This window comes from Burkholderia sp. BCC0405, from assembly GCF_902833075.1.
GTDB lineage: Bacteria > Pseudomonadota > Gammaproteobacteria > Burkholderiales > Burkholderiaceae > Burkholderia.
This window is the reverse complement of the sequence record NZ_CADFEO010000011.1, coordinates 35,371-51,099: the sequence shown is the minus strand read 5'-3', so window position 1 is coordinate 51,099 and position 15,729 is coordinate 35,371. Positions and strand designations below refer to the sequence as shown.

The window sequence follows — 15,729 nt, the reverse complement described above, 5'->3', positions numbered from 1 at the left end:
CCGGATGATGTCGAACGTCCAGCGTCCGTAACGGTGGGTGGATGCATGAGTCAACCTCGGGCGATGACGGCCGACCGAATCGGCGGTGGCGGGCCATGGGCGATCGTTCGGCCGTGGATGAAAACAGGAGAACGAGCATGACCAACCTGATTCGATTCCGGATCCGGCCAGTCTTCCACGGCAGCGATCTTCTGGTCGAGGTCCTGGATGACCATCGCGTTGCCGATTTTCCAGACGTCGCGGCGATCCTGCAGGATGCCATGCATGCCGTCAGGGTTCCGCATCCGCACGGCCTCGACGAACCCGCAGTCACCTTGTCTCACGACCAATTTTTCAGCTATTGGACCTATGCACGGGGCGCGTACGAAATAGACGAAGATCTCTGGGGGCTGTTCGTGACCGCGACGCGCGACAATGTTTCGATCGTCGCGGACATCGAGCGCGCACTTCTGTCGACGGGAAAGTTCGTCAAGGAATACGTGGATTTCGGCAAGTTCGCGCGAGCCGGCCGCACCACGCGATCGCCCGAACCTACCCTCGAACCGCCTTCACCACATACTGACTTGTCGGCACCACGTCGATCTTGTCGAAATCGATGAAGCGCCCGCAGCTGTCCATCATCTCCGCCACATTCCGCTGGAATTTCCCGTCATCGCCGACCGCGTCGAAGAACGCATGCGGATCGGTCATCGCCGCGGCCGGAAAGCCTTCCTCGACGATCGCGTCGTAGCCGCGACGCCGCATACCAGACGGGCGCGACGCTGCCGCTCGACGGCGGGCAGGCTTACTGGGGCTGACGGCTGAGGCCGACAGGCGCGCGGCGCTGGCCGCGTGCCAACCATGATCCGGCAAGCACGCTCACGCATACGCGTAGGTCGCAGCCGGCAATCCGGATTCGAAGCGCGGACGACATGGGTCGACTGGAAGGAAAGGTAGCGATCGTCACGGGCGGTGCGCGTGGCATGGGCGCGGCGACGTGCAGGCTGTTCGTCGCGGAGGGCGCACGCGTCGTGATCGGCGACGTGCTCGACGCGCAGGGCGAAGCGCTCGCGCGCAAACTCGGCGACGCGGCGCGCTTCATGCGGCTCGACGTCGCCGACGAAGCGAGCGGGGTGCGCGTGACCGGAGCAACGGTCCAGCAGTTCGGCCGTATCGACGTATGGGTCATCAATGCAGCCGTGCTGACGTTCGGCGGCATCACCGAACTGTCGAAACACGATTTCGAGCGCGCTGTGTCGATCAACCTCGTCGGGACATTCGTCGGAATCCGAACCATCGCGCCGCGCATGATCGCGCAGAAGAGCGGGGCGATCGTCAACATCTCGTCGGTGGACGGGTTGCGCGGCGTGAACGCACTGGCCGCGTACGTGTCGAGCAAGTGGGGCGTGCGCGGGCCGACGAAGGTCGCGGCGCTCGAACTCGGCCATCAGGGCGTGCGCGTGAATTCGATCCATCCGGGCGGCGTGAACACCGCGATGTCGAACCCGACCGGCGCGCCGCTCGAGGACATCAACAAGCACTATGCGAACGCGCCGCTGCAGCGCGTCGGCCTGCCCGACGAAATCGCGCGCGCGACGCTGTTCCTCGCGAGCGACGAAGCGTCGTACTGCAACGGCGCCGAGCTGGCCGTCGACGGCGGGATGGCGGCAGGCGCGTATTACCCCGGATTGCCCGGCGCGCCGTTTTGAGCGGGGGTGCTTGCCGAACCTTCACGTCAGATGTTTGTGTACGCAACCTAATTCAGGGTTTGCCTGAGTAGCGAAAACGTGAATTCGCACGGCCCGTGTTCGCGTTGGCCTCGCGCGGGAGCGGCGCGCCAGATTTGCCGGTCCCGCGAAACCGTTGACGGACGGCCGTCCTGGCCGTTTCGTCCCCAAAGCGCGTGCAACGGCGCTGTAAAAAGAACACACAGGCAACCGGCGTGCCCGCTCGCCAGCAGCGTTGTTTCTTGTTGCAACGCAACGTCTGCCGAATAACGGCGATGGTATGCTGGCCGTCATGACGTTGTACGGCAGGTTGCTTGTATGGCGAAACTCGCGTTCGCAATTACTAAAGAGACATCACCTTCTCTCGCATGCATCGCGGTATCGACGCGCGCTCCGCTCGCGCGTCCCGTCCTGCGCGCCGCCGCACCCTGCGCTCCAATCGCATTCCCCATCTCGCGGGCTCGCCCCGCAACCCCATCCCCGCCCAATAATCTGGAGACATCCTCATGTCGCAAAACACTTTGGCCGCAGCCACGCACGGCCCGCTCGTCGCTCCGCCGGCTTTCGTCAAACATCGCAAGCTGATCGACTGGGTGTCGCGTATCGCAGCGCTCACGGAGCCCGAGCGCGTCGTGTGGTGTGACGGTTCGCAGGAAGAAAACGACGCGCTGTGCCAGGCGATGGTCGACCAGGGCACGCTCACGCGCCTGAACCCGGCGAAGCGCCCGAACTCGTATCTCGCGCAGTCCGATCCGTCCGACGTCGCGCGCGTCGAGGATCGCACGTTCATCTGCGCGGCATCGCGCGACGACGTCGGCCCGACCAACAACTGGATCGAACCCGCCGAAATGCGCGAGACGCTCAACGGCCTGTTCCGCGGCTCGATGCGTGGCCGCACGCTGTACGTCGTGCCGTTTTCGATGGGCCCGCTCGGCTCGCCGATCGCGCACGTCGGTGTCGAACTGTCCGACAGCCCGTACGTCGTCGTGAACATGCGGATCATGACGCGCATGGGCCGTGAGGTGTACGACGTGCTGGGCGAGGACGGCGAGTTCGTGCCGTGCGTGCACAGCGTCGGCCATCCGCTCGAAGCCGGCCAGCAGGACGTGCCGTGGCCGTGCAACCCGGTCAAGTACATCGTGCATTTCCCCGAAACGCGCGAGATCTGGAGCTTCGGCTCGGGCTACGGCGGCAACGCGCTGCTCGGCAAGAAGTGTTTCGCGCTGCGTATCGCTTCGACGATGGGCCGCGACCAGGGCTGGCTCGCCGAACACATGCTGATCCTCGGCGTGACGTCGCCGGCGGGCAAGAAATATCACGTCGCGGCTGCGTTCCCGTCCGCGTGCGGCAAGACCAACTTCGCGATGCTGATTCCGCCGCGGGGCTTCGATGGCTGGAAGGTCACGACGATCGGCGACGACATCGCGTGGCTGAAGCCGGGCCGCGACGGCCGACTGTATGCGATCAACCCGGAAGCCGGCTTCTTCGGCGTCGCGCCGGGCACCGGCGTGAAGACCAACCCGAACGCGATTTCGACACTCACCGAAAACGTGATCTTCACGAACGTCGCGCTGACGGAAGACGGCGACGTGTGGTGGGAAGGGCTGACCGACACGCCGCCCGCGAAGCTGACCGACTGGCAGGGCAACCCGTGGACGCCGGAAATTGGCAAGGAAACGGGCCGCAAGGCTGCGCATCCGAATTCGCGCTTCACGGCGCCGGCCGCGCAGTGCCCGTCGATCGACGGTGACTGGGAGAACCCGGCCGGCGTGCCGATCGACGCGTTCATCTTCGGCGGCCGCCGTTCGACGACCGTGCCGCTGGTGACCGAGGCGCGCGACTGGGTCGAAGGCGTGTACATGGCCGCGACGATGGGCTCGGAGACGACCGCCGCGGCGGTCGGACAGCAGGGCGTCGTGCGTCGCGATCCGTTCGCGATGCTGCCGTTCTGCGGCTACAACGTCAGCGATTATTTCGCCCACTGGCTGAAACTCGGCAAGCAGCTCGAAGGCGCGGGCGCGAAACTGCCGAAGATCTACTGCGTGAACTGGTTCCGCAAGGATGCGAACGGCAAGTTCGTGTGGCCGGGCTTCGGCGAGAACATGCGCGTGCTGAAGTGGATGCTCGATCGCCTCGAAGACACGGGCGGCGGCGGCGAGCATGCGTTCGGCGTGTCGCCGGCGTATGAGGACCTGCACTGGGACGGCCTCGATTTCACGCGCGAGCAGTTCGAGGCGGTGACGTCGATGAACGCCGACGAATGGCGCGAGGAACTGAAGCTCCATGCGGCGCTGTTCGATACGCTGAAGCTGCGGCTGCCGGCCGAAATGACCGATACGATGAAGAAGATCGAGCAGCGCCTCGGCGCCTGACGGTTCGCATCGACGTCGTACCCTGACGTCCCGCCGCCGGCATGCATCGCCGGCGGCGGGACGTTTTTGCATCCGCCGCGCACGCGCGCCGTTCGCTCATTGCGCGCGGCAATGCGCGACGACTTCGTCCACCGCGCGCTGCATGTCGCCGCGCCGGTAGCACAGCAGCGCGCTGTCGGCCGGATCGGGCTCGTACGACATGACGTTGCCGCGCCCCGTGTAGATCGCGAGGTCGGGCAGCAGCGGATGCTCCTGGTCGAGCGACGGCACGTCCTGCGGATTGCCTGCCGGCCGAGCAATCAGGCCGGCCTGCCGTCAGCCGAGATCGAGCGCATTCGTCAGATCGCCCGGCGGGGTCGCGCCGCGCGCGGCGAACGCCTGGTTGCGCGCGACCACCCCGTCGAGCGGCGCGAGCCCGTGCACGCGGCTGATGAAGCGCAGGATCGAGTTCGTGTCGTACAGCGTGTGATCGACGAAACCCTTCTTCGCGAACGGCGAGATCACGAGCGCCGGAATCCGCGAGCCTGGCCCCCAGCGGTCGCCGACCGGCGGCGCGACGTGATCCCACCAGCCGCCGTTCTCGTCGTGCGTCATCACGATCACGGTGTTGTCCCATTGCGGCCCGCGCCGGATATGGTCGATCACGGTCGCGATGTGACGGTCGCCCGATTCGATGTCCGCGTAGCCTGCATGCATGTTCAGGTTGCCCTGCGGCTTGTAGAACGTGACGGCCGGCAGGCGGCCTGCGTCGATGTCGGCGATGAAGTGGTTGGTCGACGGCTCGTCGCCGAGCCCGGCGTCGCGCAGGTGCCTGCTGCGCGCGTCGGTGCCGGGCGCGTAGTTCGCGAAATAGTTGAACGGCTGGTGGTGGTACTGGAAATCGGGCACGTTGCCCGTGTCGCGATGCTCGAGCGCGTACTGCCACGCGCCGCTGTACCACGCCCAGTCGACGTTCTTTTCCGACAGGCGGTCACCGATCGTCGCATGGCCCTGCGGCGGCATCACGCGATGATCGGCCGGATCCGCATACGCGGCATTGCCCGGGTCGGCCGGCGGCACGTAGCTCGGCTGGTACGGCGGCGCCATCGTGTTCACGCCGTAGCCGTCGGGCGTCAGCGGGCCGTCGCCCGCGAACTTGGGCGGGCCGTCGAGCGCGGACGCCGGCGAATCGTCGGCGAGCTTCAGGCGCGTGCCGGCCGGATCGTCGCCTTCGACTTTCGACAGCAGCTTGGCTGCGTGCGGATGCTTGTGCGCGTCCGGATACAGCGGCGGCTGCGCGGAAATCAGGTACATGTGGTTCAGCCACGACCCGCCGAAAGCGGCCATGAAGAAGTTGTCGCACAGCGTGTATTGCCGTGCGAGATTCCACAGCCGCAGCGTGTCGGCCGAATTGCGGTAGTGGCCCATCACCAGGCCGCCCGAATCGGCCCACGCGGCGAACTGGTTGTTGCGGCCGCCCGCGATCTGCATCTGGTTCTGGTAGAAGCGGTGCCACAGGTCGCGCGTGATCACGCCGTTCGGCAGCGCCTTGCCCTGTGCGTCCGTAATCAGGAACGGCGCGTTCGGCAGCTTGTCGATGTCGCGCTCGGCGATCGCGTAGCGCTTGCCGTCCACTTCCTGCGCCTGCGGCACGAGACCGCCCCAGATCTTCGGCAGCACGGGCAGCGGCGTCTTGCCGTCGCGATCGAGCTGCTGCGCGTGTTCGGGGCGCACCTCGCTCAGCGGATGGCGCACGCCCGGGAAATCGCCGTACAGGTTCGCGAAGCTGCGATTTTCCGCATAGATCACGACGATGTGGCGCACGCGCTGGCGCAACGCTTCGTCGATGCGCAGGTCGGCGGCGGCGCGCGGCGCGCTGCCTGCCGTGGTTTCGCAGCCGCTGAGCGCGACACCCGCGCCGAGCGCGGCGAGGCCGCCGAGCAGGCGGCGGCGGTCGGGATCGGCGGGCAGGTCGTCGGGGCGATCGGGGGTGTCGTTCACGTCGTGGGTTCCTCGAGTGGGCGGGTGGGCGGCGGCGTCGCACAGGCTGCCGCGCCGCGGGATGGAAAGCAACAGCCCGCGTTGCGGATGGGCCGGCGCGATGCATCTGTCACAAAAATGTCATGAGCGCGACTATAACGCGGCAACGGGGGCAGATGAAAGGTGTTGGTCGGACGATTCGAGCCGCGCCGCGGGCGATGCGCGACGCCTGCGCGCGAACTAGACTTGATTCAGGGGCGGCGCGTCGCAGCGTGCCGCCCGGGCGAGGATTGCCCGGCGGCGCCGGCCCAAGGCGTCGTCGCGGCGCCATTGATGCGACGAACGAGGCGATGAAGCGAGGCGACGATGGCCCGCATGAATGCCGCTTCCGCATGGCCGCCGATGCCGCGCGCCGGCTGCGCGCGTGTCCGCCGTCCGCCGTGCCGCGCCGCCTAGCGTAGCGCGCACGTCCGGCCCGATGCCATGGACAGGAAATTCGACTACCCGGGATTGCTGATCGCGGCGGGCTTCTTCGTGCTGTTCGCCGCGCAGTTGCTGATGCTGCATCCGTCGTCGGCGTCGATCGCGTACAGCGATTTCCACCGGCTCGTCGCCGCACGGCTCGTCGACGATCTCGAAGTCGGCCCGGCATCGATCACGGGCACGCTGAAGATGCCGCAGGCCGGCACGATGCTGCCGGCGTCCGAAGTCGCGGCCGTGCAGCAGGCCGGCGCGCCGTGGCGCTTCACGACCAACCGCGTGACCGACGAGCACCTGACCGACACGCTGACCGCCGCCGGCATCCGCTATCACGGCGCACCGGACACGAGCTGGATCGCGTCGCTTGCGTCGTGGCTGCTGCCGCTCGTGCTGTTCGTGTTCATCTGGAACATGATGCTGCGCAAGCGCGGCGGGCTGCAGGATTTCACCGGGATGGGCAAGAGCCGCGCGCGGGTGTACGTGCAGCAGGAAACCGGCATCACGTTCGACGATATCGCGGGCATCGACGAAGCGAAGGCCGAGCTGCAGCAACTCGTCGCATTCCTGCGCAACCCCGACCGTTACCAGCGGCTCGGCGGCAAGATCCCGAAGGGTGTGCTGGTGGTCGGCGCGCCTGGCACCGGCAAGACGCTGCTCGCGCGTGCGGTGGCCGGCGAGGCGGCCGTGCCGTTTTTCTCGATCAGCGGCTCGGCGTTCGTCGAGATGTTCGTCGGGGTCGGCGCGGCGCGCGTGCGCGACCTGTTCGAGCAGGCGCAGCAGAAGGCGCCGTGCATCGTGTTCGTCGACGAGCTCGATGCGCTCGGCAAGGTGCGCGGCGTGGGGCCGATGTCGGGCAACGACGAACGCGAGCAGACGCTCAATCAGTTGCTCGTCGAGATGGACGGCTTCCAGGCCGGCTCCGGCGTGATCATCATGGCCGCGACCAACCGGCCCGAGATCCTCGATCCCGCGCTGCTGCGGCCCGGGCGCTTCGATCGCCACATCGCGATCGACCGGCCCGACGTGAACGGCCGGCGGCAGATCCTCGGCGTGCACGTGAAGCGCGTGAAGCTCGCGGCCGACGTCGATCTCGGCGAACTCGCGTCGCGCACGCCGGGCTTCGTCGGCGCGGATCTCGCGAACGTCGTCAACGAGGCCGCGCTGCATGCGGCCGAACTCGGCAAGCCGGCGATCGGCATGGCCGATTTCGACGAGGCGATCGACCGCGCGCTGACGGGCCTCGAGCGCAAGAGCCGCGTGATGAACGCACAGGAGAAGCTGACCATCGCGTATCACGAGGCCGGTCACGCGCTCGTCGCGGAAAGCCGCACGCATTGCGATCCGGTGAAGAAAGTGTCGATCATTCCGCGCGGTGTCGCGGCGCTTGGCTATACGCAGCAGGTGCCGACCGAGGATCGCTACGTGCTGCGCCGAAGCGAGCTGCTCGACCGGATCGACGCCCTGCTCGGCGGCCGCGTTGCCGAAGAACTCGTGTTCGGCGACGTGTCGACGGGCGCGCAGAACGATCTCGAACGCGCGACCGCGATGGCGCGCCACATGGTCATGCAGTACGGGATGAGCGAGAAGATCGGGCTCGCGACGTTCGACGATGGCGAGGCGCGCCAGGGCATACCAGGCGCATGGCATGCGGGCGAGATGCGCTGCAGCGAGCACACCGCGCGCATGATCGACGACGAGGTGCACACGTTGCTGACCGATGCGCATGCGCGGGTTGCGATGACGCTCGGCGAACGCCGCGATGCGCTCGAACGCATCGCACGCCGGCTGCTGCAATGCGAGGTGCTCGAACGCGACGCGCTGCAGGCGCTGATCGACGGGCGCGTCGATTCACCGTCCGCAACGACGGCAGCGCCGGACGACGAAGCCGGCACACGCGGCGGCGCGATCGAAACGGAGCATGCGTCCGCGGTCGAGCGCGATTTCGTCGCGTACGGGCCGCCACGCGAACCCGATCGCTGAAGGTGCCGCGAACCCGCGCGCGGCGCGCGTCGCAGCGACTGCGCGCCGGCATTCCTTTCCCCGTTGATCTCCACGGAGTCGCCATGAGCGAGGCGCACGTATCGGTCGATGTCGCGCAGCAGGCGCGTTTCTGTTTCGAAGTGGCGTTTGCCGGCACGACGCTGGCGCCGGTGCTGACCGACGAGCCGCCGCCGCTCGGCGACGGACGCGGGCCGAACCCGATCCGGTTATTGGCCGCGGCCGTCGCGACCTGCCTCGCGGCGAGCCTGCTGTTCGCGCTGGAAAAGCAGCGTGTCGATCCGCAGCCGATTGCCGCGCATATCGACGTCGACATGGTGCAGAACGAAGCAGGCAGGGTGCGGGTGGGCGCGATGTCGGTACGGCTGTCGATCGGCAAGACGTGGGCCGATCTCGCGGCAGCGACGCGCGTGCTCGATCAATTCGATGCGTACTGCGTACTGACGGCGAGCCTGCGCGAAGGCATTCCGGTTTCGGTCGACCTGTGCGACGTGAACGGCGCGGCGCTCGAATACGTGGCGACGGACGCGTGAGCGCGCGTCAGCGCGTCAGGATGGGGTTGCGGCCGCGACTTCGGCCGCTTCGGCGAGCGCGTCGAGAAAGCGCGTGCGCCACCAGTGCACGTCGGTCTTGCGCACGAGCGCCATCAACGCCGCGTGACGCTGGCGGCGTTCCTCGAGCGGCATCGCGAGCGCGCGCTGGATCGCCTGCGCGGTGCCTTGCGTGTCGTACGGATTGACGAGCAGCGCCGATTTCAACTGCTCGGCCGCGCCGGCGAAACGCGACAGCACGAGCACGCCCGGGTCGGCTGCGTCCTGCGCGGCGAGAAATTCCTTCGCGACGAGGTTCATCCCGTCGCGCAGCGGCGTGACGAGTGCGACGCGGCTTGCGCGATAGAGGCCCGGCAGGCGCTTGCGCGCGACGGTGCGGTGAATGTAGCGCATCGGCATCCACTCGAGTTCGCCGTAGTCGCCGTTGATCGCGCCGCACAGGCTGTCCATCTCGCGCCGCAGGTCGTCGTACGCGCCGAGATCCTCGCGGCTTGGCGCGGCGATCTGGATCAGCGTCGCGCGGTTGCGGTTCTCCGGATACTGCTCGAGCAACTGGCGGAACGCATGCACGCGCTGCGGCAGCCCCTTCGTGTAGTCGAGCCGGTCGACGCCGACCAGCAACTGGCGGCGCGAATACTCGTCGCGCATCCGCGCGAACATGTCGAGCCCGTCGCGATCGCGCGCGAGCGATTCGAACTCGTCGACATTGATGCCGATCGGGAAGGCGCCGGCCGACAGCGTGCGGCCGAACGCGCGCAGGCGGCCGTCCGGCAGCCGCGCGGCGCCGGCTTCCGCTTCGACGTAATGCTCGAAGTGGAGCAGGTCCGATTCGGTCTGGAAGCCGACGAGATCGTATGCGAACAGCGAGCGCATCAGCCATTCGTGTTCCGGGATCGCGGCCATGATCGGCGGCGGCGGCATCGGGATGTGCAGGAAGAAACCGATCGGATTCGTACAGCCCATCGCGCGCAATTCGGCGGCGAGCGGAATCAGCTGGTAGTCGTGGACCCAGATGGTGTCGTCAGGCCGCAGCAGCGTGCGCAGCTTGCGCGCGAACAACTGGTTGACGCGCCGGTAGCCGTCGGCGAAGCGGCGGTCGAATTGCGCGAGATCGAGCCGGTAGTGAAACACCGGCCATAGCACGTTGTTCGAATAACCGAGGTAGTACGCGTCGTAATCCTGCGGGTCGAGATCGATCGTCGCGAGCTGGATGCCGCCGACGTTCTGGATCTGCACCTCATCGCTGTGCGTCGGCTGATCGTCGCCGCCGCGTAGCCTCCCGCTCCAGCCGAACCAGACGCCGCCGGATTCCTGCAGGCTGTCTTTCACGGCGACGGCGAGCCCGCCGGCCGCGGCTTTACGAGGATCTGCAATGCGATTGGATACGACGACGAGTCGGCTCACCAGCTCTCCTGACGATTGTTGGGGGAAAGGTTCGTGCGGCCGTGGCGCGGGAAACAGACGCCGCCATCGACGCGCGGTGCGCGCAGCGATGGGGCCGCAATGCGATCGGACGGGAGTCAGGGCATGCGATTCGCCGTCCGAACGGGGAGTGCTTTTTTTAGCATACTCGCCATTCGTGCGTTTTAAAAGTCTGCCTCGGCCAGCGATGTGCGGGCGAATGCAGCGCGATCTCCATGTCGCCGGTGTGGCAACGCACGTTACACGGGCAGGATCGAAACTTGCGCCACGCTGCAAGCGCAACGTGCGCCATGCGAGGCGCAAGAGGGCCTATCACGCGCGATCGTGCGTGGCGATGGGCAGGTCAGGACGCGCGTACGACGCCGCGCCGGTCGACGAAAACAATCGTCGACGCTGCGGCTCCGCCGAGCTACACGTATGCGTGCCGCGAGCGCGGGACGTGGATCGGCGAAGCGCGACGTCGTGCACGTGAACCCGCTGCGCCGGACGGTGACGATGCGCAGCAGCCCCGCATGCCGCGTGCGGCCGCGCATCGCGCGGTGCGCACAAGCGTGACGCAGGCAGTGCGGCGGCACGGCGTGCGCATCGTCGCCTCGTTGCGGTATCGATTACGCGGTGGCCGGTTGCCAGCGATGCGCGGCGGGCGCTTGCGCGTACGCGCCCGGCGACGTCACGCGCGTGCCGGACGGCATCCGGAACGCGGCAACCGTTTCGGACAGCTCGCGGCCTTGCGCCTCGAGCGACTTCGATGCGGCCGCGGCCTGTTCGACGAGCGCCGCGTTCTGCTGTGTCGTCTCGTCCATCTGCGTGATCGTCAGGTTCACCTGGTCGATGCCGCGGCTCTGCTCGGCCGACGCGGCCGCGATCTCGCCCATGATGTCCGTCACGCGCGCAACGGCCTGCGTGACGTCGGACATCGTCTTGCCGGCTTCGCCCGCGAGTTCGGAACCGTCGCGGATCGTCTGCACCGACGCGGAGATCAGTTCCTTGATCTCCTTCGCCGCCGTGGACGAACGTTGCGCGAGGCTGCGCACCTCGCTCGCGACGACCGCGAAACCGCGCCCCTGTTCGCCGGCGCGCGCGGCTTCGACGGCCGCGTTCAGCGCGAGGATGTTGGTCTGGAACGCGATGCCTTCGATGATGCCGGTGATGTCGGCGATCTTCGACGAGCTGTGGCCGATCTCCGTCATCGTCTCGACCACGCGGCCGACCACCGAACTGCCGCGCTGCGCGACGTCCGATGCGTTCGCGGCGAGCGAGCTGGCCTGTTGCGCGTTCTCCGCGTTCAATCGCACCGTCGACGTGAATTCCTCCATCGTCGCGGCGGTTTCCTGCAGCGATGCGGCCTGTTCCTCGGTGCGCTGGCTCAGGTCGAGGTTGCCCGATGCGATCTCGCCGACCGCATGCGCGATGCTGTTCGACGAATCGCGCACGCGGCCGACGATGCCGATCAATCGCTCGTTCATCGTTCGCAATGCTTCGAGCAGATCGCGCGTCTCGTCGTTGCCGCTCACGTCGATGCGGCTGCCGAGATCGCCGTTCGCGACCGTGCGTGCGACGTCCACGGCCGAGCCGATTGGCGCCGTGATCTTGCGCGTCAGCCACAGGCCGCCGCATACCGCGGCCGCGACGGCGATCAGGCAGATCCCGGCCAGCAGGTTGCGCTCCGTCGCATAGCGATCCGCGAATTGCTGCGCGATCGCGAGTTCGCGTTCATGCGTATAGGTCGCGTAGGCATCGGTTGCGTGCACCAGTTGCGCGAGCAACGGCCGGCAGTTGTCGTCGATGTCGGCGATCGCCTCGTCTTTCTTGCCGGCCTGCGCGAGCTCGACGATGCGCAGCGCGACCGGCCCGTAGCTGCCTTCGATGCGCACGATGTCGGCCACCAGTTCGCGCGCGCGATCGGAGGTGTCGGTCGCGTTCGCCATCATGTCCTTGAGCTTCGCGAGATGGTCCTGCACGTCCTTGTGCGCCTGGTTCACCTCGGCCAGTTCGAGCTCGCGGTCGGACGGTTTGGTCACGAGTACGAGGTTGCGCGCGGCGATCGCGCGCCGGTCGACGGCGGTGCGGATTTGCGCGGAAAGGGTCGCCCGCGCATTGATGCCGTTCATGTAGCGGGAAAACTCGGCGTTCGTATCGGATAGCGCCTTGAGTGCCATGCCCGACACGATCACGACGATCGCGGCGAGCAGGCCGAAGCCGCCAAGGAGTTTTGTTTTGATGCTTATTCTGGCGATTTTCACAGTGTGCCTCTGTGCGTGTGGTTGGCGAATTGAAATTATTGTTCGACCAGATACGGGCTCGTGCCGGCATTAACGGGTATGGCGGATGATTCTTTACCCTTCGAAAACCCTGATATTAGTTTTTTTAGCGTTGAAATCGTTATCAGGCGGGCGTTCTTGATTTCTATCAAGAATCGGCGGAGTGCCCGTGATTAAAAGGTTTATACGCGGAATTTGAAACCGGTTTTCTTTGGCGAAACGAAGTAGGTTATTTTGCTAATAATAGTATGATGAATATTTTTTCGATTTATGGATGAATGCCGGAATTGGGTTTCGGCTGAATCGGGTAGGGAACCGGTTCGCGTCGTCGGCGAGTGCCGCGCGATTGCCGGTAATGGCGGATAAACGGAATTTCGCGGCGGGCAGGAGGGCGCCGGAAAGCGGCCCGCGGCGGGCGCCGCGGACCGTGATAGGGTCAGAACGTGGTGCGCAACCCGGCCATCACGTTGCGGCCGCCTTCCGGTGCGAAGCCGCGTACGACCGAGGTCGAATAGCGGATTTCCTGGTTCGTCAGGTTGTCGCCGCGCAGGTAAGCGAGCCAGTGCGTCGGGCCGACGCGGAACTTGTAGGTGAGCATCACGCCGAGCGACGTGTAGCCGTCCGTCGAAAAGTCGTTCTCGGGCACGCGATGCTGCGACCACGCATGCGTGACTTGCGCGCGCGCGCCGAACGGGCCGTAGCCGTAGTCGGCCGCGAGCGTCGCGCGCAGCGGCGCGATGCGCGGCAGCGGCTGGCCCGTGTCGACGTTGCGTGCATGCGTGTAGTCGGCCGTCAGTTCCAGGTCGACCGTATGGCCGCGCCGCGCGAAGGCGCGCCACTTGCCGTCCAGCTCGATGCCGTAGAACTCGGCACGCACGCCTCGGTAGATCGCCTCGTTGAGCGAGTCGTCGGTACCGGGCGCGACCGGCTCGCCGTCGTCGTTCACCACGCGGCCCGTGTTGTACTCGGTCAGGTAGTTCGAGAAGCGGTTGTAGAACACGCCGACGCTGCCGCGATTCGGGCCGCTCGCGTAGCGCAGCGACAGGTCGGTCGACACGGCCTTTTCCTTCGACGCGTTCGGGTTGCCGATCAGGAACTGGCCGGTCGCATCGTGCGGGCCGTTCGAATACAGTTCGTAGAAGGTCGGCGCGCGTTCGGTGTACGCGACGTTGGCCGCCACCGACCATACGGGCGTCAGCGAGAACAGCGCGCCGGCCGACAGGCTGCCCGCGTTGAATTCGCGCGGCTGCGCCCCCGCGAATTTCTCGACGCCGGCCGGATCGGGATCGACCTTCACGTGCTCGAAGCGGCCGCCGAGGCTCAGCTTGAGCGCCGGGACGACCTGCCATTCCTCGAGGCCGAACAGCGCGACGCTGTTCGTGCGCGTGGACGGCACGAGCATCTCGTCGCCCAGCGCGGAGAACGTGTTCTGGCCGAACTGCACGCCGATCGCGCCTTCGAGCGGGCCGATCTTGCGATGCGTTGCCTCGATGCGCGCCTCGTAGCCGCGATTGCGGAAGGTGGTCGCGGTCTCGCCGTTGTCGACTTCCTTGTGACGGTAGTCGGTGTACGCGAAGTCGAATTTCAGCTTCGTGAACGGCCCGCTCAGGTTGCGCACCTCGGACGCGAGCGCAAGGCGCTCCTGGCGCATGCGCAGCCGCACGTCGCTCTCCGCGACGGAGCCGTAGTTCGATTCGTAGCCGCTGTAGGACAGGCCCGCGAAGCCGTCCGCCCACGTGTACGACGCGCCGGCCGAGCCGCCGTGCACGCGGCCGTCGCTGTTCGGAACGTTGCCATACGGCTGCGGCGTGTCGGGGCCGTCGATCGCGCGTTGCGCGCTGCTGCGCGCGTAGCCGGGAATCCGCAGCTTGCTCGTTTCGCGGTCGAACGCATCGACGTGGAACGCGAAGCGGCCATTGCCGCCTTCGACTTGCGCGGCGCCCGCGCGCACCGAGTTTGCGCCGCCGTAGCGCGCGTCGAGCGCACCCGTCACGCCCTCGATCGCTTCGCGCGGAATCCGGTTGTCGATCGTGTTGACGACGCCGCCCACCGCGTTGCCGCCGTACAGCAGCGCGGCCGGGCCGCGCACGATCTCGACGCGTTCGATCGACAGCGGATCCTGCGGCACCGCATGGTCGTACGACAGCGACGACGCGTCGTAGGCCGCGACGCCATTCTGCAGCAGCCGGATCCGGTCGCCATCCATCCCGCGGATGATCGGGCGGCCGACCATCGGCCCGTAGGTGGTGGTCGATACGCCGGGCAGCCCGTTGAGCGTTTCGCCGAGCGAATCGGCCTGGCGGCGTGTCAGCGCATCGCCGGAAAGCTGGACGGTCGGCGCGATCAGTTCGTTGTCGCCGAGCGGGTTCGCGGTCACGAAGATCGGGGCGAGCGCGGTGGCCGGTGGCGTGCCGGACGCGGCGGGCGTATCGGTCTGCGCGTGCGCGACGGCGGCGAACAGCATCAGCGAAAGGGACGAGAGCGGGCGAAGCGGTAGACGAGGGAGGTCACGCATGGTCGGTGAATCGGTTGGAATCGGATCGGATAACGAGCGATGCGGGCCACCGCTGGATACGATATATTGTTGCGTCGATGACGCGCTGTGACCCGTTGGAACATGGCTCGGCGAGGCTCGGCCACCCGCAGGAGAACGGCGTCAGGCGGGCGAGCACTTGAAATGATATGTTATATCATTTCAAATTCCAAGCAAGATGACAGGATTCTGTCGGGTTTCTGTCGGATGGGTGAAATGGCAGCAGGAGCGGCGGGGCGCGCCCGCGCGGGGGGCTGTCCGGACGTCCAGGTCGTGAACCTGGGTGGAACGCTTGTCCGTTGACCACGCTGAGGTCGCCGCCCGCATTCGGTGCGCGGGCCTGACAGGGTGCGATCCGGCGTCGCGCCCCGGTGCGGCGCCTTGAAGCCGTGGCCATCGCCGTGCATCGTCCCGTGCGTTGATACGTATCAACGTCCTTCGAGTCCG

The 15,729-nt window shown here is 66.9% G+C and carries 9 protein-coding genes and 2 pseudogenes; 5 read left to right on the top strand and 6 right to left on the bottom strand.

The window, feature by feature from the left end; genetic code table 11:
• The first annotated feature begins 137 nt into the window (after nucleotides 1–137).
• Nucleotides 138–599: a hypothetical protein gene (locus tag HWX36_RS19460; protein WP_244136459.1), complete on the top strand. Its 462-nt coding sequence runs from the start codon at nucleotides 138–140 to the stop codon at nucleotides 597–599.
• Here the strand turns inward: HWX36_RS19460 and HWX36_RS37800 are convergent.
• A pseudogene (locus tag HWX36_RS37800) lies at nucleotides 532–732 on the bottom strand (hypothetical protein); the annotation flags it as partial. The gene HWX36_RS19460 and the pseudogene HWX36_RS37800 sit on opposite strands and share 68 nt — an antisense overlap.
• Before the next feature lie 179 nt (nucleotides 733–911).
• Here HWX36_RS37800 and HWX36_RS19450 point away from each other — a divergent pair.
• Both HWX36_RS19450 and HWX36_RS19445 read left to right on the top strand, forming a co-directional pair.
• On the top strand, nucleotides 912–1,688 hold the full coding sequence (locus tag HWX36_RS19450; protein WP_175953776.1) for a glucose 1-dehydrogenase: 777 nt from the start codon (nucleotides 912–914) through the stop codon (nucleotides 1,686–1,688).
• A gap of 524 nt (nucleotides 1,689–2,212) precedes the next feature.
• Nucleotides 2,213–4,078: a phosphoenolpyruvate carboxykinase (GTP) gene (locus tag HWX36_RS19445; protein ID WP_175953774.1), complete on the top strand. Its 1,866-nt coding sequence runs from the start codon at nucleotides 2,213–2,215 to the stop codon at nucleotides 4,076–4,078.
• A 96-nt stretch (nucleotides 4,079–4,174) separates the two neighbouring features.
• On the opposite strand, the pseudogene HWX36_RS19440 reads toward HWX36_RS19445, so the two are convergent.
• Nucleotides 4,175–4,366 (bottom strand): annotated as a pseudogene (locus HWX36_RS19440) (nucleoside-diphosphate sugar epimerase); the annotation flags it as partial.
• 27 nt (nucleotides 4,367–4,393) lie between these two features.
• Nucleotides 4,394–6,058: an acid phosphatase gene (locus HWX36_RS19435; RefSeq protein WP_175953771.1), complete on the bottom strand. Its 1,665-nt coding sequence runs from the start codon at nucleotides 6,056–6,058 to the stop codon at nucleotides 4,394–4,396.
• Between the two features lie 462 nt (nucleotides 6,059–6,520).
• Here HWX36_RS19435 and ftsH point away from each other — a divergent pair, with 462 nt between their 5' ends.
• Nucleotides 6,521–8,497, top strand: a complete 1,977-nt coding sequence (ftsH, locus tag HWX36_RS19430; RefSeq protein ID WP_175953769.1) for an ATP-dependent zinc metalloprotease FtsH — start codon at nucleotides 6,521–6,523, stop codon at nucleotides 8,495–8,497.
• An 83-nt stretch (nucleotides 8,498–8,580) separates the two neighbouring features.
• Nucleotides 8,581–9,048, top strand: a complete 468-nt coding sequence (locus HWX36_RS19425) for an OsmC family protein (protein ID WP_175953767.1) — start codon at nucleotides 8,581–8,583, stop codon at nucleotides 9,046–9,048.
• Between the two features lie 15 nt (nucleotides 9,049–9,063).
• Here HWX36_RS19425 and otsA read toward each other — a convergent pair whose 3' ends face one another.
• From otsA to HWX36_RS19410, 3 genes are all read right to left on the bottom strand, one after another.
• Nucleotides 9,064–10,470, bottom strand: a complete 1,407-nt coding sequence (gene otsA, locus HWX36_RS19420) for an alpha,alpha-trehalose-phosphate synthase (UDP-forming) (protein WP_175953765.1) — start codon at nucleotides 10,468–10,470, stop codon at nucleotides 9,064–9,066.
• A 626-nt stretch (nucleotides 10,471–11,096) separates the two neighbouring features.
• Nucleotides 11,097–12,731, bottom strand: coding sequence for a methyl-accepting chemotaxis protein (locus tag HWX36_RS19415; protein ID WP_175953763.1), 1,635 nt, complete (start codon nucleotides 12,729–12,731; stop codon nucleotides 11,097–11,099).
• A gap of 454 nt (nucleotides 12,732–13,185) precedes the next feature.
• On the bottom strand, nucleotides 13,186–15,264 hold the full coding sequence (locus tag HWX36_RS19410; protein WP_244136457.1) for a TonB-dependent receptor: 2,079 nt from the start codon (nucleotides 15,262–15,264) through the stop codon (nucleotides 13,186–13,188).
• Between the last annotated feature and the right edge of the window lie 465 nt (nucleotides 15,265–15,729).

Coding starts and splice junctions, on each gene's coding strand:
- HWX36_RS19460 (WP_244136459.1), top strand. CDS start 138: ATGACCAACCTGATTCGATTCCGGATCCGGCCAGTCTTCCACGGCAGC.
- HWX36_RS19450 (WP_175953776.1), top strand. CDS start 912: ATGGGTCGACTGGAAGGAAAGGTAGCGATCGTCACGGGCGGTGCGCGT.
- HWX36_RS19445 (WP_175953774.1), top strand. CDS start 2,213: ATGTCGCAAAACACTTTGGCCGCAGCCACGCACGGCCCGCTCGTCGCT.
- ftsH (WP_175953769.1), top strand. CDS start 6,521: ATGGACAGGAAATTCGACTACCCGGGATTGCTGATCGCGGCGGGCTTC.
- HWX36_RS19425 (WP_175953767.1), top strand. CDS start 8,581: ATGAGCGAGGCGCACGTATCGGTCGATGTCGCGCAGCAGGCGCGTTTC.
- HWX36_RS19410 (WP_244136457.1), bottom strand. CDS start 15,264: ATGCGTGACCTCCCTCGTCTACCGCTTCGCCCGCTCTCGTCCCTTTCG.